Here is a 21,221-nt window from a genome sequence, read left to right as displayed (position 1 = left end):
TTGGACAAACAGGCAGAGCAGTTCAAGTTACCCGCCCGCCGAGAACGAAGTTACCCAAGGTGCATCAAAGCCAAACCACAGAAGTATGCGACGAGAAAACCTAGTAAAAACAATGCCAGTCAGGCTTAACTGACTGGCATTAGCGCCTGGGCGCCGGTTTTTGTTGTTTCCAGGGGGACCTAGAAGATGTCGTCGGTGGAGACGGGACCGTCTGTGGTCGCATCGTCACCGCCATACACCTGGTTGCCATCGGAGATCTGGCTCGCGTAGCGGGTGGGCTCTGTGCCCTCCTTGAAGAACTCCTCCGTAGTACTGCCATCGGCGCGATTGGTCAGCAGACCGGTTTCACGATCGATGCGGACCTGCATGATCCCTTCGGGGACCGGCATCTTGCGCTCGGGCACCTGTTGCAGAGCCGTCTTCATGAAGTCAATCCAGATGGGCTGGGCGGCACCACCGCCAAACTCGGCCCGGCCCAGACCGCGCTGGTGGTTGTCAAAACCGATCCAGGAGGTGGCCACCAGATTCGGGGTATAGCCGGAGAACCAGGCATCCCGGGATTCGTTGGTGGTCCCCGTCTTGCCCGAGATGTCGTGACGCTTGAGGTCACGGGCTGCCCGCCAGCCGGTACCACGCCAGCCATTGCCACCCCAGATGGCGGTGGTCAGGGTGTCGGTGATGAGGAAGGCGCTCTGGGCGCTGATGGTCTGCGGTGCCATGTTGTTGGGCACGACAGGATCGATGGGGCACTGGGCCTTCCAGTCTGCCGTGGTATTGGCATAGGCATCCGCGCTGTCGAGACCGGCGGCGGCCAGCACGCCGCAGTCGCGGCAGGCGGCGGCCGGGTTGGCCTCGAACAGGGGGGTGCCGAAGCTGTCAGTCACTTCGGTAATGAAGTAGGGGGTGACCTGGAAGCCGCCATTGGCCAGCACCGAGTAGCCGCGCACCACTTCCAGCGGGGTGAACTCCGCCGCACCCAGCGCCAGGGATTCGTTGGCGGAAATGTGATCACGGGCGAAGCCGAAGCGGGTCAGGCCGTCGATATAGGTATCCAGCCCGATGGCGCGCATCAGGCGGACCGACATCACGTTCTTGGACTTGGCAAGGCCGAGGCGCAATGTGGTCGGCCCTTCATAGATGGCGGGCGAGTTCTTGGGCTGCCACATGGGGCCCTTGGCAGGATCCCACTGGTTGATCGGTGCATCGTTGATGAGGGACGCCAGGGTATAGCCCTGCTCCAGCGCGGTGGCATAGAGGAAAGGCTTGATGTTGGAGCCGACCTGACGACGGGCCTGATCGACCCGGTTGAACTTGGAGAGCTCGAAGCTGAAGCCGCCGACCAGGGCCTCGATGGCGCCGTCTTGCGGGTTCATGGCCACCAGGGCGGCGTTGACGTCGGGGATCTGGGAGAGCAGCAACTCTTCCCCCTTCTCCCTGACCCAGATCTGGGCGCCGACTTTCAGTACATCCCGCGCCGATTTCGGGGCAAAGCCCTGGCGATCGTCGGTGATGAAGGCACGCGCCCACTTGATGCCATTCCAGCCCAGTTCGGCCTGTTTGCCATTCTTGAGCACCAGGGTGGCGCTCTTGTCGCCGAGCTGGGTGACCACGGCGGCCATCAGGGGCTGATAGGTCGGCTGCTTGGCCAGATGGGCCATGATCTGCTCGTAGTCCCAGGCCGTTTCACCGGCTTTCCACAGCAAGGCGGTCGGGCCACGGTAGCCGTGGCGGGTGTCGTAGTCGAAGACACCGTCCAGCAGCGCCTGATGGGCGGCGCGCTGACGCTTGGCGGTGACGGTGGTGTAGACGTGCAGCCCCATGGTGTAGGCATCTTCACCAAACTGCTCCACCATCTTCTGGCGTACCATCTCGCTCAGATAGGGGGCGTTCAGCGTAGTTTCGGCACCGTGAAAACGGGCCTTGACCGGCATCTTGGAGGCTTCGTCATACTGGGCCTGGGTGATCTTGCCGGTTTCCAGCATGCGACCCAGTACCACGTTGCGGCGGGCGAAGGCGCGCTCCGGGGAACGGATCGGGTTCAGCATGGAGGGGGCCTTGGGGAGACCCGCGATGATGGCGATCTCGTCCAGGGTCAGATCTTTGACCTCCTTGCCGAAGTAGACCTGGGCGGCCGCGCCGACCCCGAATGCCCGGTAGCCGAGGGGGATCTTGTTGAGATAGAGGGTGAGGATCTCGTCCTTGGAGAGGTTCTGCTCGATGCGCCAGGCGAGGAACACTTCCTTGATCTTGCGTACAAGAGTCTTCTCGTTGCTCAGGAAGAAGTTGCGAGCCACCTGCTGGGTAATGGTACTGGCGCCCTGGCGCGCCTGGCCGGAGACGGCCCAGACGGTGGCGGCACGGATGATGCCGATGGGATCTATGCCCGGGTGCTCATAGAAGCGGGCATCTTCGGTGGCGAGTACGGCATCGATCATGGACTGGGGAATTTCGTCCAGCCGCAGAGGGATGCGACGAATTTCGCCAAACTGGGAGATCAATTCCCCGTCCCGGCTGTAGACCTTCATGGGGGTAGCCAGTTTGACATCGCGCAGAGCGCTGACGTCCGGCAACTGGGGCTTGATGTAGAAGTAGATGCCGATGAGGCTGGCAACGCCCAGCACAGCACCCAGCATCATGACAATAAACAGGCGAACGAGCCATTTCAGCATGGAAGAACTACCAATCGTCTTAAAATTAGCCAACGGGCGCAGAGTATAGCCTTTTTACCCTCGCGGATTCGAGGTTTTCCTCTCCGCAAACAGGCGACCCCGAGAAGAGGCGGGAGGGTAGCACTCCAGGGCACAATTACCAAGGGGGCCGCAATCAAGGCCGAAAGGAGAGGGGCGTCAACTTTTGACACAAACTTTATGACATTGATAGATAGAGCATTATATTGAGTTAAGCCGTCACATCATGACGCGCTGTCCTACAATAAGTCCGAAAACCCAATAACGCATGGATGTGTATATGTTTGGGCTATTAAGTAAGGGATCCCTCGTCTCCTTGGCGGGCATTGATTTTGGCAGTCAAACCATCAAGGCCGTCACCATCAGCGGACGTCCCGGCAAGGTGCACCTCGGTTCGGTTGCCGAGATCCCCATGCCAAGGGGGACGCTGGTCGACTATCAACTTCAGGACATTGAACGGGTCAGTCAGTCCCTCAAGTCGCTCAAGCGGCTCGTGCAAGGGGATTGCCAGAACGTGGCCACGGCCGTGACCGGTTCCAACGTCATCACCAAGATCATTCAGGTCGATACCAACATCAACGAGAGCGAGCTGGAGAACCAGGTTCACCTGGAGGCTGAGCAGCTCATCCCCTTTCCCCTTGATGAAGTGAGCCTGGATTTTGAAATCCTCGGCATGGCGGGCGACAACGGGCGTCAGGAGGTCCTGCTCAGTGCCGCGCGGACCGAAAGCGTCAGTGGCCGGGTCAGTGCCCTGACGGAGGCAGGCATGACGACCATGGTGGTGGATGTGGGGGCCCATGCGCTCGGACGCGCCGTGCTGGCCTGCCTGCCCGACCTGCAAACCTCGGAGAAACCGGTTGGCATCGTCGACATCGGTGCCAGCGCCCTGACTTTCGCCGCCCTGCTACGGGGCCAGATCATCTATTCCCGGTTGCAGAATTTTGGTGGTGATCAATACAGCCAGGCATTGGCCTCTTTTTACAGCATGAGTATGGAAGAAGCGGAACTGGCCAAGCTCCAGGGCTCCTTGCCTGCGGATCATGAGGTGGATGTCCTGTTGCCTCACCTCAGCACTCTGGTGTTGCAGATACGGCGCAACGTGCAGCTGTTTTGCAGCTCCTCGGGGAACAAGGAGCTCTCCAGGCTGGTGCTGACCGGAGGGGGGAGCCTGCTGCCGGGGCTGGCCGGACAAATCGGCAGCGAGCTCAACTGCGAGGTGCTGCATCCCGATCCCTTTGCACTCTTTGGCAAGCCGCAGGGAGAGGGGGGGCTGACTCATGGAGCCAAGTACATGACGGCGCTCGGGCTGGCACTGAGGAGCTTCACACCATGTCAAATATAAACCTTCTGCCTTGGCGGCAGGCTCGGGCGCAGCGTCAGAAGAAACAATTCGGTATCCTGTTCGGTCTGTTCCTGGCGGGGACGGCAGCCATCGCCTTTGCTGCAGACTGGCTGGTGCAGCAGCAGATCGGTTACCAGCAGCAGCGCAATCAGCGGTTGCAGCAGGAGATGGCAACCCTGGACACCCAGCTTGGGGAGATCAGGCTTCTCAAGGAACGGCGTAAGGAGTTGATTGACCGCATGCAACTCATCGAGCAGTTGCAGATGCGCCGCAACATCCCTGTGCGTCTGTTCAATCAGCTGCCGGTGCTGGTCCCCAATGGGGTGTATCTTGATAGCCTTGCTCTGCAAAACAACAAGATAGATGTGAAGGGAAAGACCGAAGCCTATGGCAGGGTTGCCAGCATGATGCGCCGAATCGACGGTTCCGGCTGGCTGACACAATCGCAGCTCAGCACCATTTTCACGGCCGAGGTGGCTCCCATCGCCCTGAGCCAGTTCTCCATGATGTTCCAGATTGCCACGGCGCTACCCAACGCGGCTAAGGGGCAAAAATGAACCTGCAACAACTCAACGACCTGGATCTCAATGACATTGCCCGCTGGCCGCCGATCGCCAAGGGCATCTTTGTCTTCTTCTGCTGTGCTCTGCTTGGTGGGGCACTCTATTACTACGTGATTGCCAATTCCCTGGCGGCCCTGGGTCGTGAAGCCGCAAAAGAGACTGAGCTCAAGGGACAATTCGAGAGCAAGGCCATGCTGGCCGCGAACCTGGAAGCATACAGAAAGCAGATGGTCCAGCTGGAACATCTGGTCGACACCCAGCTCAAGCAGCTGCCCAACACCCACGAAGTCGCCGGTTTGCTGGATGACATCAGCTTCATTGCCACCGACAACGGTTTGACATTGAACAGGATCAACTGGGAGCCAGAGGTGAAACACGAGTTCTCCACCGAGCTGCCCATGCGCATCGAGGTCGTGGGCACCTATCACGAACTTGGCAAGTTCACGGCGGACATGGCTGCCCTGCCCCGCATCGTGATCCTGGATTCTTTCCAGCTCAGCCAGGGGAAGGGGGGTGAGCTGATGGGTATGTCCATGCAGGCCAAGACCTACAAGTACAACGGCAAAACCGTGGAGAAAAAGCCATGAGCATGAGAGCGGGCGTACTTCTCTTGTCGGCGCTGCTGTTGACGGCCTGTGGGGGACAGGAGGACATGGATGAGTATGTCAAACAGACCAAGGCCAGAAAGCCGGTACCGATCGAACCTTTGCCGGAGATAAAGCCCTTCTCGCCCATGGTCTATCAACGCAGCGATCAGCGCAGTCCGTTCATTGCACCCCAGCCGGAAACCAGTTCCAGGCTGGACGCCAAGGCCAAGCCGGACTGTGCCCAGATAGTGGCCAATCGGGAAAAGGAGGTGCTGGAACGCTACTCGCTTGCCAGCCTGAGCATGAAAGGCTCCATCGGCAAGCAGGGGCAGTTGTGGGCATTGATCAAAACCCCGGACGGGCAAGCCGTGCGCGTCGGGCTCAATCAGCACATGGGGCTGGATCAGGGCAGGGTCATCAAGATAACGAACACGCATGTTGACTTGATGGAGACGGTACCGGATGGCAAAGGATGCTGGGTCACCCGAGAAACCCAGCTGGCCATGGCCAATCTCGACGCAAAACTATGATCAGGGATGAGCAGAGATGAGAACAACAATAAGAAGGATGACCGGTGTGGCGCTGCTGTGGCTGGGCGGATGCACTCAGGTGTGGGCAGTACCCGCGTTGCAGGAGGTCAAGGTGAATCCCCTGCTGGCCGATCAACTCCTGCTGGAGCTCAGCTTCAGCGAACCGGTCAGCGGTTTTACGGACAGGTTGACCTATGAACCCAATCAGCTTCTGCTGCACGTACCCGGGGCCATCGGTGCCCTGACGGTCAATCCCCTGCCCATCAAGCAGCAAGGGGTGAACAACCTCCTGGTGGAGGGGAAGGGGCAGGGGCTCGACATCAAGATCGCCCTCGATCAGCTCACCCCCTATCAGGTCCATCAGCAGGGCAATAAATTGCTGGTGGCGCTGGGAGACAAGGCAGGGCAGCCGGTCGCTTCCTCGGCGGCGCCTGTTGCAGCCAGCCAGTCTGCGCTCGTCAGAAGCCAGCCGGTGACTCAGTCTGCATTGATTGACACCCAGCGAGTTGCCCAGAACCAGTCCCAGTATCAGGCTCAGCCGGCTATGGCTTCTACGCCTACTGTGGCTCCTTCGCCCGTTGCCCCCGGCAAGCCGGTGTTGTCCGTGTCTCAGGCAAACATGGGGGGCGCCTACTTCAACTCGGTCAAGGGCGTGGATTTTCGCCGTGGCAAGGAGGGGCATGGGGAGTTCCTCGTGACGCTGGACAACAGTTCGGCGGCGGTGGATGTCAGCAGCCGTGGTCAGAAAGTGCTGGCCAAGTTCCACGGTACCCGGGTACCTGATGATCAGCTCAACCTCATCAATGTGCAGGACTTTGCTACCCCGGTCTCCCAGGTGGAGGTGTTCCGTCAGGGCAATGACACCCTGTTCGAGCTCTCGGTGAACGGCCAGTTTGACTACCGTTACGATCAGGCCGACAAGATGTTCATCATCGAGGTGAAAAAACGGGTGGCCACCACGGCGGCGAAGCAGTATCAAGGCAAACCCATCTCATTGAACTTCCAGGACATTCCTGTTCGTACCGTGTTGCAGATCATCGCCGATTTCAACAATCTGAACCTGGTGACCACGGACTCGGTTTCCGGCAACATCACGCTGCGTCTCGATGGCGTGCCCTGGGAGCAGGCGCTGGACATCATCCTCAAGGTCAGAGGGTTGGACAAACGGCTGGACAACAACATCCTGCTGGTGGCACCGGCGGACGAGATTGCCGCTCGCGAGAAACAGCAGATGGAGAGCCGCAACCAGGTAGCGGATCTCGCTCCCCTCTACACCGAGTATCTGCAGATCAACTATGCCAAGGCATCGGAAGTGGCGGCCCTGCTCTCCTCCGAGAGCACCAAGCTGCTCTCCCCCAGAGGGGCGGTCAGCGTGGATGAACGTACCAACGTGCTGGTGGTCAAGGACACGGCGGATGTCATCAGCAACGTCAAGCGGATGCTGGATATCCTCGATATCCCGGTGAAGCAGGTGGTGATCGAGGCGCGCATGGTGACCATTGATGATGGTTTCGATGAGGCACTGGGGGTGCGCTGGGGTGTGACCAAGACAGACGGTCATGGCAACGGCACCTCGGGCACCATAGAGGGTAATGATGGCGCCGGAAACAATGATGGCAGTTCCACCATCACTCGCCCCAACGTAGAAGACAGACTCAACGTCAACCTGCCGGTGACCAACGCGGCCGGCACCCTGGCATTCCAGGTTGCCCGTCTTGCCAATGGCACCCTGCTGGATCTTGAGCTCTCGGCTCTGGAAAAGGAGAGCAAGGCTTGATCATCGCCAGTCCGCGTGTCACCACGGCCAACCAGAAGCCGGCCCTGATCGAGCAGGGGACCGAGATCCCCTATGTGGAGTCCTCTTCGAGCGGGGCGACCTCGGTCACCTTCAAGAAGGCGGTGCTGAGCCTCAAGGTCACACCGCAGATCACCCCGGACAACAGGGTGATCCTGGACTTGACCGTGACTCAGGATACCAAGGGTGAAACCGTGCCGACCGGGACCGGGGATGCGGTGTCCATCAACGCCCAGTCCATCACCACCCAGGTGTTGGTCAACAACGGTGAAACTCTGGTGCTTGGCGGCATCTATCAACAGACCATCAAGAGCGATGTCAGCAAGGTGCCGCTGCTGGGGGATATCCCCGGGTTGGGCTATCTGTTCAAGAAAACCACCAGTGAAAACAAGAAGCGTGAACTGCTGATCTTCGTGACCCCGAGGATAGTGACCGACGCCCTCTGAAAACTTTACTTGTGAGAGTAAAACACATATAACCTTACGCCCCGATGAGGCTGGGGCGTAAGGGCTGCGGTTGCCAGTCCTGGTTTCTACTGAGATAATCCCCCTCCTGATCCAACGCAAGATAAGGTTCATAGGTACCCCGGTCGAGTGTTTACCGGGGCCATACAGTTTGTAATTACTAACGAAAAGACATGGCTGAGAAACGCAATATTTTCCTGATAGGTCCCATGGGTGCGGGCAAGAGCACCATAGGTAGACATCTGGCAGAACAACTGCACATGGAGTTTTTCGACTCAGATCATGAGATTGAGCGCCGCAGTGGTGCCGATATCGGTTGGGTGTTCGATGTTGAAGGCGAAGAAGGCTTCCGGATCCGCGAAGAGAAGGTGATCGGTGAGCTCGCCGAACAGCAGGGTATCGTGCTGGCAACGGGTGGCGGTGCCATCAAGAGCCGTGAAACCCGCAACAAACTCTCCGCACGCGGCATCGTGGTCTACCTCGAAACCACCATTGAAAAGCAATTGGCGCGAACCCAGAGAGACAAGCGTCGTCCCTTGCTGCAAACCGAAGAGCCGCCCCGTGAAGTGCTTGAGCGTCTTGCGCAAGAGCGCAACGCCCTGTACGAAGAGGTTGCCGATTTTGTCATCCAGACGGATGACCAGAGTGCCAAAGTTGTCGCTAATCAAATCGTCAAGTTGATTGGTATGTAATTCATTAGAGGACGTCCATGGAAAGGTTGAAGGTCGAACTGGGTGAACGCAGCTACCCGATAGAGATAGCTGCCGGTCTGCTGCAACGCCCCGAGGTACTGGCGCAGACGATCAAGGGCAAGCGGGTCATGATAGTGACCAATACCGTGGTCGCGCCCCTGTATCTTGAACAGATCATTCAGTTGCTGTCCGGTTTTCAGGTGGAACACCTGATCCTGCCCGATGGCGAGGCCTACAAAACCCTGGCGACCTTCGAGCGGATCATGTCTGCTCTGCTGGAAACCAGCCATGGTCGTGATACCACTCTGATCGCTCTGGGGGGCGGTGTGATAGGTGATGTTGTCGGCTTTGCTGCGGCAAGCTACCAACGAGGCATTCCGTTTATTCAGGTGCCTACCACGCTGCTCTCCCAGGTTGACTCTTCCGTCGGCGGCAAGACCGCCGTCAACCATCCTCTCGGCAAGAACATGGTGGGTGCCTTCTATCAGCCCAAGCATGTGATCATCGATACCGACTGCCTCAAGACCCTGCCTGCCCGGGAATTTGCCGCCGGCATGGCCGAGGTGATCAAATACGGCATCATCTGGGATGCCGCCTTCTTCTCCTGGCTTGAAACCAACATGACTCGCCTGCAGCGCCTCGACGGTGATGCACTCTCCTATGCCATTCGCCGCTGCTGCGAGATCAAGGCCGATGTGGTCGGTCAGGACGAGACCGAGCACGGCGTGCGCGCCTTGCTGAACCTGGGACATACCTTCGGCCATGCCATCGAGGCGGAGAAGGGTTATGGCAACTGGCTGCACGGTGAAGCCGTGGCGGCGGGAACCATGCTGGCGGCCGAGACGGCCCTGGCCCGTGGCGACATGACGGTGCAAGAGGTGGCACGAGTCCGCGATCTGCTGTTGGCCGCCGATTTGCCGGTCAAGGCACCGTCCGATATGGATTTTGCCGCCTTCATTCGCCATATGCGCCGTGACAAGAAGGTGCTGGAAGGCAAGCTGAGGCTGGTGCTGCCGATCGGGATCGGACAGGCCCAGGTCGTGGCCGATGTGACAGACGAGCAATTGATGGCGGTGATCGAGTCTGGTCGTGACCACTAATAAATTGCTCAAGCTGCCTTCTCAGCGGCAGTTGGTTGACCGGCTGCTGCACCTGATCGAGTTCAACCACCCTTTTGTTTTTCTCTCCGGCAAGCCAGGCAGTGGCCGTGGCACACTGTGCGAGTCGCTGCTTGCCCAACTGCCCGATGCGGTGCGGGTGGCCAGCCTCATCGGCAGCCCGTCCATGAAGATGGCGGATGTGCGCCAGTTGCTGTTGCAGCAGGTGGTGGCACGTCCCCTGTTCAACGCGCAGGATGCCCTGGCGGACAGCTTCTTTCGCATGGTGGGTGACAAGCCTGCCAGACTGCTGCTCATCATCGAACGTGCCGATACCTTGCCTGCCGAGCTGGTGGGGGAGTTGTGGGCGCTCTGTCGTCACAACGATACCCTGGCATCTCCTCATAAACTGGCCATCCTGCTCTCGGGTGATGACGCCTGGTGTCGCAACCAGAAGGCGCTCCTCAAGGGACGAGCCATGCCAGCCCTCGAGCTGGAAGTCGCGCCACTGAGCGCTCCTGAGCAACGTATCTTCTTGTATGAGAAGGCCAAAGAGCTCAAGATCCCGACAGCCCTCTTGCCCAAGCCGAAAGTGGAAGAGATCCTGAATGGGGCGGGCGGACATCCGTCAGCCATCATGCAGTTACTGGAGGATACCATGACCGACAGAAGGCCCAAGAAACGTCAGGCCGAGTTGCCCGTCAAGAAGATAGCGATCGTGCTTGCCCTGTTGGCGGGCGGGTTGCTGGCCCTGAGCTATCTGCCCCTGTTCGACAGTGCAGGCCAGGACCCCGCCCAGGCACCGTCCCAGGGGACGGCGTTGCCCGATCCCGTCTCAAGCGATCCTGTGAACGTCGGTGCGGCGAGCGGGGCTTTGGGTACTCAGGCGAACAGTGGCGCCGCTGCCATCCCGTCAGGGAATCAGGTTGCCCGCGATTGGCAGTCCGATGCCAAGCCCTTGCCCAAGAAGGTCGAAAGCGAGACGGTCACCACGGAGTCAACCAACTATGAGGGGCGCCGGGTCGTCATCTCCGACGAAGTGGTCGAGAAATTGATGAACCAGCCGAACGTCAGCGGCGCCTTGCCCACGGCCGTGGTGGATGAGCTGGTGGGGAGCGGTTCCCGTGCGGTCCCGACCGGAACGACGGCCCAGGTCAAGAATCCGGCCCCGAGCAGTGTCCCGGCCCGGACAGAGGCTCAACCGGCCAGTGGCGCGCAGACAGCGCCGGTCGCGGCCCCAGCGGCCAAGGTGGCGTTGACGCCGGTGGCGACTCTCAACAAGAAGCCGAAGAATCACTACAGCATCCAGTTGATGGGGGCGAGCAACACCAAGGCGGTAGACAGCTTTGTGGCCGAGCATGGCTTGGCGGGCAAGGTGTGGGTCTACAAGACCCGTTTCCGTGGCAGTCCCTGGTATGTAGTGGTGCAGGGAGACTACGCCAGCAGTGCCCAGGCCAAGGCGGCCATTCGCAAGCTGTCACCTGCCTTGCTCAAGGGACAACCCTGGCCCAAGTCATTCGCCCAGATACAAAAAGAATTGAAGCAATAGCCAGCCACCCGAAGAAGGGGGTAGAATCACCCCCCTTTTTTGGGCATAGCCTTGTCAACACCGGACTTCCATGAAAAAAACACGCGCGTTTTTAAAATGGGCCGGGGGAAAATACTCCCTGGTCGAAGAGATCGCCGAGCGTTTGCCGGCCGGGCGTGTGTTGCTGGAGCCCTTCGTCGGGGCGGGATCCGTGTTTCTCAACACGGATTACGACGCCTATGTGCTCAACGACATCAATCCGGATCTCATTGGCCTCTACAACCACCTCAAGCAGCAGCCGGACAGCTTCATCAGCGAGGCCCGCAAGCTGTTCGTGGCCGAGCACAACCACAAGACCGCCTATTATCGGCTCCGTACCCAGTTCAACCAGACCGCGGCCGGTTTTGAACGGGCTCAGTTGTTCCTGTTTTTGAATCGCCATGGTTTCAACGGCTTGTGCCGTTACAACAAGAAGGGGGGGTTCAACGTTCCCTTCGGTTCCTACAAGAAACCCTACTTCCCGGAGAAAGAGCTGTGGGCCTTTGCCGAGAAGGCGCAGAAGGCGACGTTCATCTGCGAAAGCTATGCCGACGCCATGGCCCGTGCAGAGGAAGACTGGGTGATCTACTGCGATCCGCCCTATGCCCCCCTCTCCACCACGGCGAGTTTCACCACCTATTCGGCGGGCGGTTTCACCCTGGACGATCAGGCGCTGCTGGCCAGGCTGGCTCGCCACACCGCCGCCCATAAAGGGGTGCCCGTGCTCATCAGCAACCATGACATCGAGTTGACCCGCGAGCTCTATCGTGGCGCCCGGCTCGACGAAATCCTGGTCAAGCGTACCATCAGCCGCAACGGCGGTAGTCGCAACAAGGTGGCTGAGCTGCTGGCGCTCTATCCGCCCGGCATCGAGCCCGAACAGGGCTATTATCCCGGTGAGGCGGAGCTGGTTGCCGTCGGCTGAGTGAACAACGGTCCCTGAGGGGGCCGTTGTCATTTCTGATGCTGCCTCTGGCATTCCGTGAGCCGCGCCTGGCATCGTTTGCCGGCGATGGTGCTGGAGCGGCGTGTTCTGTAGATGCGGGTCGTTTTCATCGCCCTTTTGCGATAAAATTGCGCCGTTTTTTCTGCCACGCTGCCAATGGATGACGCTGATGAAAGACTTTCTGATTGCCCCCTCTATCCTCTCCGCCGACTTTGCCCGTCTGGGTGAGGATGTGGCCAAGGTGCTGGCCGCCGGGGCCGACGTGGTCCATTTCGATGTGATGGACAACCATTATGTCCCCAACCTGACCATCGGCCCCATGGTCTGTCAGGCGCTGCGCGATTACGGCATCGAAGCGCTCATCGACGTGCACCTGATGGTCAAGCCGGTGGATCGCATCGTGCCTGATTTTGCCAAGGCCGGTGCCAGCCTGATCACCTTCCACCCGGAAGCCTCCGATCACGTGGATCGCACCCTGGGCCTCATCAAGGAGCAGGGTTGCCAGGCCGGTCTGGTGCTGAACCCCGCGACCCCGCTCAGCTGCCTGGAGTACGTGATGGACAAGCTGGACGTGATCCTGCTGATGTCGGTCAACCCGGGCTTTGGCGGTCAGAGCTTCATCCCCGGCACCCTCGACAAGCTGCGCCAGGTGCGCCGCCTGATCGACGAGAGCGGCCGCGACATTCGCCTGGAAATCGATGGCGGCGTCAAGGTCGACAACATTCGCGAGATTGCCGAGGCGGGTGCCGACATGTTCGTGGCGGGCTCTGCCATCTTCGGCAAGCCGGATTACAAGGCGGTGATCGACCAGATGCGCGCGGAGCTTGCCCATGTCCGTCGCTGATCGCCCCTTTGACCTGGTGCTGTTCGATCTGGATGGCACCCTGATTGACAGCGCCCCGCAACTGGCGCTGGCGGTCAACCGTACCCTGGCGGAGCTGGGGTTGGCCGAGGCCGACGAGTCCGTGGTGCGTACCTGGGTCGGCAACGGCGCCGACAAGCTGATCCAGCGGGCTCTCGATTACCGCGACGCCCCGGAGCAGTTTGCCAAGGCCCGCCCCCTGTTCGACCGTCACTATCAGGCCTGTCTGCTGGAAGGCCTGGCCATGTATGACGGAGTGGCCCGGAGCCTGCGCCGTCTGCAGGGGCTGGGTTACCAGCAGGCCGTGGTGACCAACAAACCGAGTCACTTCGTGCAGCCCATTCTGGAGGCCCTCGGCATCAGCGACTGTTTCGCACTCTGGCTCGGGGGCAACTGCGTACCCGTCAAGAAGCCAAGCCCGGAGCCGCTGTTGCACGCCTGCCACGAGCTGGGTGTCAGCCCGTCCCGCACCCTGATGGTGGGGGATTCCGAAAATGACGTACTGGCCGCCCAGGCCGCCGGCATGAAGGTGGTGGGGCTCACCTATGGCTACAACTATGGCCGCCCTATCGCAGACTCGCGCCCCGACTGGGTTTGCGAGCAGTTTGCCGAACTCGACGCCCTGCTGGTCTGATCCAGACCGGGCTGGCGGATAACAAGGATTACTACTCTGATGACTAAACCAATCGTATTGAGCGGTGCCCAACCCTCGGGCCAGCTGACCATCGGCAACTACATGGGGGCCCTGCGTCAGTGGGTCAGCATGCAGGATGATTTCGACTGCCTCTATTGCATCGTCGATCTGCACGCCATCACCACTCGCCAGGATCCGGCCGCCTTGCGCAAGGCGTGCCTCGACGCAGCCGCCCTCTATCTGGCGGTGGGCATCGACCCGGCCAAGAGCACCGTCTTTATCCAGTCCCACGTGCCCCAGCACGCCGAGCTCGGCTGGATCCTGAACTGCTACACCCAGATGGGCGAGCTGTCGCGCATGACCCAGTTCAAGGACAAGTCCGCTCGTTTCGAGAACAACGTCAACGTCGGCCTGTTCGGTTATCCGGTGCTGATGGCGGCCGACATTCTGCTTTATCAGGCCAATCAGGTGCCGGTTGGCAATGACCAGAAGCAGCATCTGGAGCTGACCCGCGACATCTGCACCCGCTTCAACAACCTCTATGGCGAAGTCTTCACCCTGCCGGAACCCTTCATTCCGACCGAAGGGGCCCGGGTGATGAGCCTGCAGGACCCGACCAAGAAGATGTCCAAGTCCGACGACAACGAGGCCAACTTCATCGGCTTGCTGGAAGATCCCAAGCAGATCGTCAAGAAGATCAAGCGGGCGATGACCGACTCCGACGAGCCGGCCGTGGTGCGTTTCGATCCCGAAAACAAGCCGGGGGTCTCCAATCTGCTGACCCTGATGTCCGGTGTGACCGGCCGCTCCATCCCGGAGCTGGAGCAACACTTCGAAGGCAAGATGTACGGCCACCTCAAGAGTGAAACGGCCGATGCCGTGGTCGCCTTGCTGGAACCCATCCAGGCGCGCTTCCGCGAGCTGCGTCAGGATGAGGCCCATCTGCAGGCCATTTTGGCGGCTGGCGCACAAAAGGCGCGTGAAAGGGCTGAAAAAACCCTGATCAGCGTATATGATGTCGTCGGCTTCGTTCCTCGAGCCTGACATACTGGGAAGGTGTAGTAGAAGAGAGCTGGGTGGATGCCTGGCTTTCTTTGTTTTACACCTTCCGGTTTGTCGCAACCTCCCCCAATGTCAAACACGGGCTTTGCCCCAAGAGAAAGCATGTCTGTCGAATCACAAACCCTGAGTGAAGAGTTGGGTGACAAGGGTCACTGGCTGCGCAAGTTTCGCAAGGCCAAGAGCCTCAATACCTTGCAGTTGATGGTCTCCAACGCCATCGACAAGCACCACAAGACCCCGGCCATCGCGGCTGCCATCTATCTGGCCGAGTGCCAGCGGGAACGGGAACTGGAACAGGGCCGTTATCTGGACCGCTGAGGTCCGTTGCCAGCCCTTGCCAAGGTGACTCCTTCCCATCTGCCTGTCACGTCCTGTGCCCTTTTCCCGGTCGCCTCCCGTCTCTTTTACCTTGCCATCCTGACATGGAGTGGTTGATGCTGCCCGGTCGGGGACAGGCCCACCGCCGGGTGGGGTCGACAGGCCTGGATCGCCATTGAAGAGCGGACAGACTGCACAGCAGGTGAGGTGATCGCCGGTTTATTAACGCAAAGAGACATGCCAGAATGCGCGGCGTTTGTCTGCCCGCGCTCGCAACGGGTTGTCCGATCACCGTCTCTGTCTTATTCCCAGGGTGTTTGCATGCTGCTACTCATCGACAACTACGACTCCTTTACCTGGAACCTGGTGCAATACTTCGGCGCTCTGGGGCAAGAGGTGGTGGTCAGGCGCAACGATGAGCTGAGCCTGGAGGAGATAGCCCGGCTTGCACCCCGCCATCTGGTGATCTCTCCCGGCCCCTGCACGCCAAACGAGGCGGGCATCTCTTTGGCCGCCATCTCCCGTTTTGCCGGCGAGATCCCCATCCTCGGCGTCTGTCTCGGCCATCAGTCGCTGGCACAGGCCTTTGGTGCCCGGGTGGTGCGTGCCCGTCAGGTGATGCACGGCAAGACTTCTCTCATCCGTCACAAAGGGGAGGGGGTGTTCAAGGGGCTCAACAACCCGCTGCGGGTGACCCGCTATCATTCTCTGGTGGTGGAGGCGGCGTCGCTGCCCGACTGTTTTGAGGTCACCGCCTGGAGCGAACATGCCGACGGCAGCCAGGACGAGATCATGGGGCTGCGGCATAAAACACTGGCGCTGGAGGGAGTGCAGTTCCATCCGGAAAGCATCTTGAGCGAACAGGGGCACCAGTTGCTGGCCAACTTTTTGGCCGTTTCCTGAAAAAATTGCGATGTCTGTCTCAAAACCGTCATGAGGCAAAAAAAAATTTCCCTGAGACTTTATTCACCCTCCTCCCTGTCCAAATTATCTCTTGCCAACACCCCCTGAGCCGTTATGCAATGCGGTTGCCTAAAATCTCAAAGGCAATCGAACATTGTTCCTTATAGGCGGTTAAGTTACAGACTTTTTACTTTTTTTCTGTGATAATTCCGCCACGTTTACACGGATTTAACTTTTGGGCGGTGGATTATTCTGCCGCGAGATAGCAGGAGAGCAATATGTCAGAGTTGTTGGCAGTGACACGTGAAGTGTTTGATGAAGTGATGGTTCCCAACTATGCGCCGGCCAAAATCATCCCGGTGCGCGGCGAGGGGTCACGTGTCTGGGATCAGGAAGGCCGCGAGTATGTGGATTTCGCGGGCGGGATCGCGGTCAATGGCCTGGGCCATTGCCATCCCAAACTGGTCGAGGCCCTGAAATCCCAGGGTGAGAAGCTGTGGCACCTCTCCAACGTGATGACCAACGAGCCGGCCCTGCGCCTGGCCAAGAAACTGGTCGCCGCCACCTTCGCCGAGAAGGTCTATTTCTGCAACTCCGGTGCCGAAGCGAACGAAGCGGCCCTCAAGCTGGCCCGCCGCTACGCCATCGAGAAGTTCGGGGCCCACAAGACCCAGATCATCGCCTTCCACCAGGGCTTCCACGGCCGTACCTTCTTTACCGTCAGCGTCGGCGGCCAGGCTACCTACTCCGATGGCTTCGGTCCCAAGCCTGCCGACATCACCCACGTCGCCTACAACAACCTGGAGGAGCTGGCTGCCGTCATCTCCGACAACACCTGCGCCGTGGTGATGGAGCCGCTGCAGGGCGAGGGTGGCATCATCAGCCCCACCGACGAGTTTGCCAAGGGCGTGCGCGAGTTGTGCGACAAGCACAATGCCCTGCTGATCTATGACGAAGTGCAATCCGGTGTCGGTCGTACCGGCGAGCTGTTTGCCTATATGGGTCTGGGCATCACCCCGGACATCCTCACCAGCGCCAAGGCGCTGGGCGGCGGCTTCCCCATCGGGGCCATGCTGACCACCACCGAGATCGCCTCCCACCTGAAAGTGGGCACTCACGGCTCCACCTACGGCGGCAACCCGCTGGCGTGTGCCGTGGCCGAGGCGGTGATCGACGTGGTCAACACCCCGGCAGTGCTGAGCGGCATCAAGCAGCGCGAGCAGCTGTTCCGCGCAGGGCTGGAAGCCATCAACGCCAAGTACCACTGCTTCAGCGAAGTGCGCGGCAAGGGCCTGCTGCTGGGCGCCGTGCTCAACGATGACTTCAAGGGCCGCTCCCGCGACTTCCTGCTGGCCTCCATCGATCAGGGTCTGATGGCGCTGGTTGCCGGTACCAACGTGGTGCGTTTTGCTCCCTCCCTGGTGATCCCGGAAGCGGACATCAAGGAAGGGCTGGCCCGGTTCGAGAAAGCGGTCGCTCAGGTGGTCAACGCCTGATCCAAATTGAGGTGGGGAGCCCTCCCGGCAGGAGCCGGGACCCCACCTGTCGTCAATGAAAGGGAGTTGTCATTTATGTTGGTTATCCGTCCTATCGAGCAGCGCGACTTCGCCGGCCTCAAGACCTGTGCCATCGAATCCGGCACCGGCATGACATCCTTGCCGGTCAACGACGAGCTGCTGCAACGCAAGATCGATGCCTCGACCCAGACCTTCCTGGACAAGCCCGCCGGCAAGGGCGAGTGCCTCTATTTCTTCGTGGCCGAGGATCTGGAGACCGGGGAGATGGTCGGTACCTGCGCCATCGACGCGGCGGTCGGCCTGTCCCAGGCGTTCTACAACTATCACATCGGCAAGGTGGTGCACTCCTCCCCCAAGCTCGGCATCTACAATGTCGTGGAAACCCTCACCCTCTCCAACGACTACACCGGCAATTCCGAGCTCTGCACCCTGTTTCTGCGTGAATGCGCCCGCGAGGGGCTCAACGGCCGTCTGCTCTCCAAGCACCGTTTCCTGTTCATGGCCGAACACCCCGAGCTGTTTGACAGTACCGTCTTTGCCGAGATGCGTGGTGTCTCCGATGGCAACGGCCACAGCCCCTTCTACGAGTGGCTGCAAAAACATTTCTTCTCGATGGATTTTCCCACCGTCGACTATCTGACCGGCATCGGCAAGAAGCGCTTCATCGCCGAGCTGATGCCCAAGTACCCCATCTACGTCAATCTGCTGAGCAACGAGGCGCGCGCCGTCATCGGCAAGACCCACGAAAAGACCCGGCCTGCCCTCAAGATGCTGCAGGATGAGGGGTTCGTGAATCGCGGTTATGTCGACATCTTCGACGCCGGCCCCACCGTCGAATGCGAGGTGAAGAACATTCGCAGCGTGCGCCGCAGCCAGAAGCTGGCGGTGCTGGTGGGTGAGCCCATCGGTGGCCATACCTACCTCATCTGCAACACCAGGTTCGAGCAATACCGCGCCTGCTACGGCAACATCCGGGTCGATCTGGACAAGCACGAAGCCATCATTCCGCCCAAGATGGCGGCCGCCCTCAAGGTGGAAAATGGCGACATGGTGCGCGTCGTCGATCTGGATTGACCCGCCCCGCAGCACAGCATTGAGACAGGCTGCCGAGGCGGCCTGCGTACCCACAGGGAGTGAATTGATGATGTCTTTAGTCCAGTTTATCGATGGCCAGTGGCTGGCCGGTGAAGGCAAGCCGTTCGAATCCATCGACCCGGCCAAAAACGAGCTGATCTGGCGTGGTGAGGCGGCAAGCCAGTCCCAGGTGGATGCGGCCGTCAAGGCGGCCCGCACGGCCTTCTACCATTGGTCCGATCTGGCCCTTGAAGAGCGCCTTGCCATCGTGCGCCGCTATGCCGACCTGCTCGGCGAGCACAAGGAGGCGCTGGCCCTGACCATCGCCCGTGAAACCGGCAAGCCCCTGTGGGAGACCCGCACCGAAGTGGCGGCCATGCAGGGCAAGATTGCCATCTCCATCCGTGCCCATGACGAGCGCACCGGCACGGTGGAAAACCCCATGCCGGGCGCCAAGGCGTTCGTGCGCCACAAGCCCCATGGCGTCGTGGCCGTGTTCGGCCCCTACAACTTCCCGGGCCACCTGCCCAACGGCCACATTGTGCCGGCGCTCATCGCCGGCAATGCGGTCGTGTTCAAGCCTTCCGAGCTGACCCCCATGGTGGCTGAAGCCATGGTCAAGGTGTGGCAGGAGGCGGGGCTGCCCAAGGGGGTGCTCAACTTGGTGCAGGGGGAGGTCGACACCGGCAAGGCGCTGGCCGGCAACCCGGACATCGACGGCCTCTTCTTCACCGGTTCCTCCCGTACCGGCCACTTCCTGCATCAGCAGTTTGCCGGCCAGCCGGGCAAGATCCTGGCACTGGAGATGGGGGGCAACAACCCGCTGATCGTGAAAGATGTGAGCGACATCGACGGCGCCGTCCATGCCATCGTGCAGTCCGCCTTCATTACCTCCGGCCAGCGTTGCACCTGCTCGCGCCGTCTGTTTGTCGAGCGCGGCGAGCGGGGCGATGCCCTGGTCAAGCGCCTGGTGGAGGTGGTCGGCCAGATCAAGGTCGGCTTCTATGACGCCGCCGAGCAGCCGTTCATGGGCGCCATGATCAGCGAGAAGGCCGCACTCGGCATGGTCGAGGCGCAAGCCAACCTGCAGCGCCTCGGTGGCGAAAGCCTGCTTGCCCTCAAGCACCTGGAAGCGGGCACCGGCTTTGTCTCCCCGGGCATCATCGACGTGACCGCGGTCAGCGCGCTGCCGGATGAAGAGTACTTCGGCCCGCTGCTGCAGCTCATTCGCTACGACGACTTCGATGCGGCCATCGAGAAGGCGAACGCCACCAGTTTCGGTCTCTCGGCCGGCCTGCTCGGTGACAACGAAGCGGACTGGAACCACTTCTTCAAGCGCATCCGTGCCGGTATCGTCAACTGGAACAAGCCCATCACCGGCGCCTCCAGTGCCGCCCCCTTCGGCGGCATCGGTGCCTCCGGCAACCACAGAGCGAGCGCCTACTATGCCGCCGACTACTGTGCTTACCCGGTCGCCTCCGTCGAAGACAGCAAGGCTGCTATGCCGGATCAGCTGTCTCCCGGTCTGACCTTCTGATAACAAGAAAATAAAAGAGGGGCACTGAACAGGTGCCCCTGTCTGTACCCGCAATCAAAGGAAAGAGAGATGCAAAAGGATATCGACACCCTGTTTGGCCATCTGTGGGACAACTACATTCAGGTCACCCCCAGTGCTCACAAGGTTCATCAACTGCTGGGCGGCGGTGCCCCCATCATCAACGATCACGTGGCGTTTCGGACCTACAACCTGCCCAAGCTCGGTCTCGAGAAACTGGCGGCCCACTTCCGCGCCCTGGGGTATGAAGAGAAGGGCGAGTATGTATTCAAGGCCAAGAAGCTCTATGCCAAACACTTCGAGCATAAAGATCCTGATGCGCCCAAGGTGTTCATCAGCGAGCTGAAGGTGGAAGAGCTCTCCGAAGGTGCCCAGGCCATCATCCACAAGCTGGTGGATCAGGTACCCGATCACCTCACCGACACCCCGGCCTTCCTCTACGCCGGCGCGCCCTGGCAGGTCTCCCACACCGACTACCAGACCCTGCTGGCAGAGAGCGAGTATGCCGCCTGGATGGCCGCCTGGGGTTATCGTGCCAACCACTTCACCGTCAACATCAACCGCCTGAAGGACTTCGACACCATCCAGCAGGTGAATGCGGCGCTCAAGGCGGCAGGCTTCGTGCTCAACACCGTTGGCGGCGAGGTGAAGGGCGATCCCGAGGTGATGCTGGAGCAATCCTCCACCATGGCAGACAAGGCCGAGGTGCCCTTCAGCGACGGCGTGCGCACCATCCCGAGCTGCTTCTACGAGTTTGCCCTGCGCTACCCGCAGGCCGACGGCGTGCTCTACCCTGGCTTCGTCGAAGCGTCGGCCGACAAGATCTTCGAATCCACCAACGCCATGTAATGGCCGCCATGAAAACAACGCCCCGCCTGGGGTAATGCCGATCAGTTAAGGATCCATTGACCGATCCTCAGGCTGTGTAAGAATCCGAAACTCCTTGTTGGGTTTCGGATTTTTTTATGCGTATCGACCAAGCTCTCGACTTCATTCACGCCTGTCCTCCCGGAAAGTTTGAGTCCC

The 21,221-nt window shown here is 60.1% G+C and carries 18 protein-coding genes and 1 pseudogene; 18 read left to right on the top strand and 1 reads right to left on the bottom strand.

Annotation, left to right across the window (positions count from 1 at the left end; translation table 11 throughout):
- Nucleotides 1–179 precede the first annotated feature (179 nt).
- Nucleotides 180–2,669, bottom strand: a complete 2,490-nt coding sequence (locus tag J9892_RS01965; RefSeq protein WP_010673818.1) for a PBP1A family penicillin-binding protein — start codon at nucleotides 2,667–2,669, stop codon at nucleotides 180–182.
- Nucleotides 2,670–2,967: 298 nt separating this feature from the next.
- Between J9892_RS01965 and tapM the strand changes: the two genes are divergently transcribed.
- From tapM to J9892_RS01875, 18 genes and pseudogenes are all read left to right on the top strand, one after another.
- Nucleotides 2,968–4,029 carry a PilM family type IVa pilus assembly protein TapM gene (gene tapM / locus J9892_RS01960; protein ID WP_029314117.1) on the top strand — a complete coding sequence of 354 codons (1,062 nt, stop codon included), beginning with the start codon at nucleotides 2,968–2,970 and terminating at the stop codon, nucleotides 4,027–4,029.
- On the top strand, nucleotides 4,017–4,586 hold the full coding sequence (gene tapN, locus J9892_RS01955) for a PilN family type IV pilus biogenesis protein TapN (protein WP_010673820.1): 570 nt from the start codon (nucleotides 4,017–4,019) through the stop codon (nucleotides 4,584–4,586). Before tapM ends, tapN begins: the two co-directional genes overlap by 13 nt.
- Nucleotides 4,583–5,179: a PilO family type IV pilus biogenesis protein TapO gene (tapO, locus tag J9892_RS01950; protein WP_210537943.1), complete on the top strand. Its 597-nt coding sequence runs from the start codon at nucleotides 4,583–4,585 to the stop codon at nucleotides 5,177–5,179. Before tapN ends, tapO begins: the two co-directional genes overlap by 4 nt.
- Before the next feature lie 2 nt (nucleotides 5,180–5,181).
- A complete protein-coding gene (locus J9892_RS01945) occupies nucleotides 5,182–5,709 on the top strand; it encodes a pilus assembly protein PilP (RefSeq protein WP_039039609.1) in 528 nt (175 codons plus the stop codon).
- Between the two features lie 16 nt (nucleotides 5,710–5,725).
- Nucleotides 5,726–7,950: pseudogene (locus tag J9892_RS01940) on the top strand (type IV pilus secretin PilQ family protein).
- A 191-nt stretch (nucleotides 7,951–8,141) separates the two neighbouring features.
- A complete protein-coding gene (gene aroK, locus J9892_RS01935; RefSeq protein WP_010673824.1) occupies nucleotides 8,142–8,660 on the top strand; it encodes a shikimate kinase AroK in 519 nt (172 codons plus the stop codon).
- Nucleotides 8,661–8,677: 17 nt separating this feature from the next.
- A complete protein-coding gene (aroB, locus tag J9892_RS01930; protein WP_010673825.1) occupies nucleotides 8,678–9,760 on the top strand; it encodes a 3-dehydroquinate synthase in 1,083 nt (360 codons plus the stop codon).
- Nucleotides 9,750–11,306, top strand: a complete 1,557-nt coding sequence (locus J9892_RS01925) for an SPOR domain-containing protein (RefSeq protein ID WP_109111868.1) — start codon at nucleotides 9,750–9,752, stop codon at nucleotides 11,304–11,306. The genes aroB and J9892_RS01925 overlap by 11 nt, the downstream gene beginning before the upstream one ends.
- 70 nt (nucleotides 11,307–11,376) lie before the next feature.
- Entirely contained in the window at nucleotides 11,377–12,249 is an 873-nt protein-coding gene (locus J9892_RS01920) for a Dam family site-specific DNA-(adenine-N6)-methyltransferase (RefSeq protein ID WP_053288713.1), read from the top strand.
- A 190-nt stretch (nucleotides 12,250–12,439) separates the two neighbouring features.
- Nucleotides 12,440–13,114, top strand: a complete 675-nt coding sequence (gene rpe / locus J9892_RS01915) for a ribulose-phosphate 3-epimerase (protein ID WP_041212569.1) — start codon at nucleotides 12,440–12,442, stop codon at nucleotides 13,112–13,114.
- Nucleotides 13,101–13,766, top strand: a complete 666-nt coding sequence (locus J9892_RS01910) for a phosphoglycolate phosphatase (protein WP_010673829.1) — start codon at nucleotides 13,101–13,103, stop codon at nucleotides 13,764–13,766. The genes rpe and J9892_RS01910 overlap by 14 nt, the downstream gene beginning before the upstream one ends.
- 39 nt (nucleotides 13,767–13,805) lie before the next feature.
- Entirely contained in the window at nucleotides 13,806–14,810 is a 1,005-nt protein-coding gene (trpS, locus tag J9892_RS01905; RefSeq protein ID WP_010673830.1) for a tryptophan--tRNA ligase, read from the top strand.
- Between the two features lie 120 nt (nucleotides 14,811–14,930).
- Nucleotides 14,931–15,146, top strand: a complete 216-nt coding sequence (locus tag J9892_RS01900; protein WP_010673831.1) for a hypothetical protein — start codon at nucleotides 14,931–14,933, stop codon at nucleotides 15,144–15,146.
- Between the two features lie 321 nt (nucleotides 15,147–15,467).
- Entirely contained in the window at nucleotides 15,468–16,049 is a 582-nt protein-coding gene (locus J9892_RS01895; RefSeq protein ID WP_041215622.1) for an aminodeoxychorismate synthase component II, read from the top strand.
- Nucleotides 16,050–16,327: 278 nt separating this feature from the next.
- A complete protein-coding gene (locus J9892_RS01890; protein WP_109111869.1) occupies nucleotides 16,328–17,545 on the top strand; it encodes an aspartate aminotransferase family protein in 1,218 nt (405 codons plus the stop codon).
- Between the two features lie 75 nt (nucleotides 17,546–17,620).
- Complete coding sequence (gene astA, locus J9892_RS01885) at nucleotides 17,621–18,640, top strand: arginine N-succinyltransferase (RefSeq protein ID WP_039039587.1); 1,020 nt, start codon at nucleotides 17,621–17,623, stop codon at nucleotides 18,638–18,640.
- 67 nt (nucleotides 18,641–18,707) lie between these two features.
- Complete coding sequence (astD, locus tag J9892_RS01880; RefSeq protein ID WP_109111870.1) at nucleotides 18,708–20,177, top strand: succinylglutamate-semialdehyde dehydrogenase; 1,470 nt, start codon at nucleotides 18,708–18,710, stop codon at nucleotides 20,175–20,177.
- Nucleotides 20,178–20,246: 69 nt separating this feature from the next.
- The gene (locus J9892_RS01875; RefSeq protein WP_039039589.1) at nucleotides 20,247–21,044 is read left to right on the top strand and encodes a DUF1338 domain-containing protein; all 798 of its coding nucleotides are present in this window, start codon (nucleotides 20,247–20,249) and stop codon (nucleotides 21,042–21,044) included.
- Nucleotides 21,045–21,221: the final 177 nt, after the last annotated feature.

The sequence above is a fragment of the Aeromonas sp. Prich7-2 genome, from assembly GCF_017939255.1.
Taxonomy (GTDB): Bacteria; Pseudomonadota; Gammaproteobacteria; order Enterobacterales; family Aeromonadaceae; genus Aeromonas; species Aeromonas caviae.
Note: the sequence above shows the minus strand (reverse complement) of the source record. Positions and strands in the feature narration are given on the sequence as shown.

Excerpts from the sequence above, each read along its gene's own strand:
- J9892_RS01965 (WP_010673818.1), bottom strand. The coding sequence starts at position 2,669 with ATGCTGAAATGGCTCGTTCGCCTGTTTATTGTCATGATGCTGGGTGCT.
- tapM (WP_029314117.1), top strand. The coding sequence starts at position 2,968 with ATGTTTGGGCTATTAAGTAAGGGATCCCTCGTCTCCTTGGCGGGCATT.
- tapN (WP_010673820.1), top strand. The coding sequence starts at position 4,017 with ATGTCAAATATAAACCTTCTGCCTTGGCGGCAGGCTCGGGCGCAGCGT.
- tapO (WP_210537943.1), top strand. The coding sequence starts at position 4,583 with ATGAACCTGCAACAACTCAACGACCTGGATCTCAATGACATTGCCCGC.
- J9892_RS01945 (WP_039039609.1), top strand. The coding sequence starts at position 5,182 with ATGAGAGCGGGCGTACTTCTCTTGTCGGCGCTGCTGTTGACGGCCTGT.
- aroK (WP_010673824.1), top strand. The coding sequence starts at position 8,142 with ATGGCTGAGAAACGCAATATTTTCCTGATAGGTCCCATGGGTGCGGGC.
- aroB (WP_010673825.1), top strand. The coding sequence starts at position 8,678 with ATGGAAAGGTTGAAGGTCGAACTGGGTGAACGCAGCTACCCGATAGAG.
- J9892_RS01920 (WP_053288713.1), top strand. The coding sequence starts at position 11,377 with ATGAAAAAAACACGCGCGTTTTTAAAATGGGCCGGGGGAAAATACTCC.
- rpe (WP_041212569.1), top strand. The coding sequence starts at position 12,440 with ATGAAAGACTTTCTGATTGCCCCCTCTATCCTCTCCGCCGACTTTGCC.
- J9892_RS01910 (WP_010673829.1), top strand. The coding sequence starts at position 13,101 with ATGTCCGTCGCTGATCGCCCCTTTGACCTGGTGCTGTTCGATCTGGAT.
- trpS (WP_010673830.1), top strand. The coding sequence starts at position 13,806 with ATGACTAAACCAATCGTATTGAGCGGTGCCCAACCCTCGGGCCAGCTG.
- J9892_RS01900 (WP_010673831.1), top strand. The coding sequence starts at position 14,931 with ATGTCTGTCGAATCACAAACCCTGAGTGAAGAGTTGGGTGACAAGGGT.
- J9892_RS01895 (WP_041215622.1), top strand. The coding sequence starts at position 15,468 with ATGCTGCTACTCATCGACAACTACGACTCCTTTACCTGGAACCTGGTG.
- J9892_RS01890 (WP_109111869.1), top strand. The coding sequence starts at position 16,328 with ATGTCAGAGTTGTTGGCAGTGACACGTGAAGTGTTTGATGAAGTGATG.
- astA (WP_039039587.1), top strand. The coding sequence starts at position 17,621 with ATGTTGGTTATCCGTCCTATCGAGCAGCGCGACTTCGCCGGCCTCAAG.
- astD (WP_109111870.1), top strand. The coding sequence starts at position 18,708 with ATGATGTCTTTAGTCCAGTTTATCGATGGCCAGTGGCTGGCCGGTGAA.
- J9892_RS01875 (WP_039039589.1), top strand. The coding sequence starts at position 20,247 with ATGCAAAAGGATATCGACACCCTGTTTGGCCATCTGTGGGACAACTAC.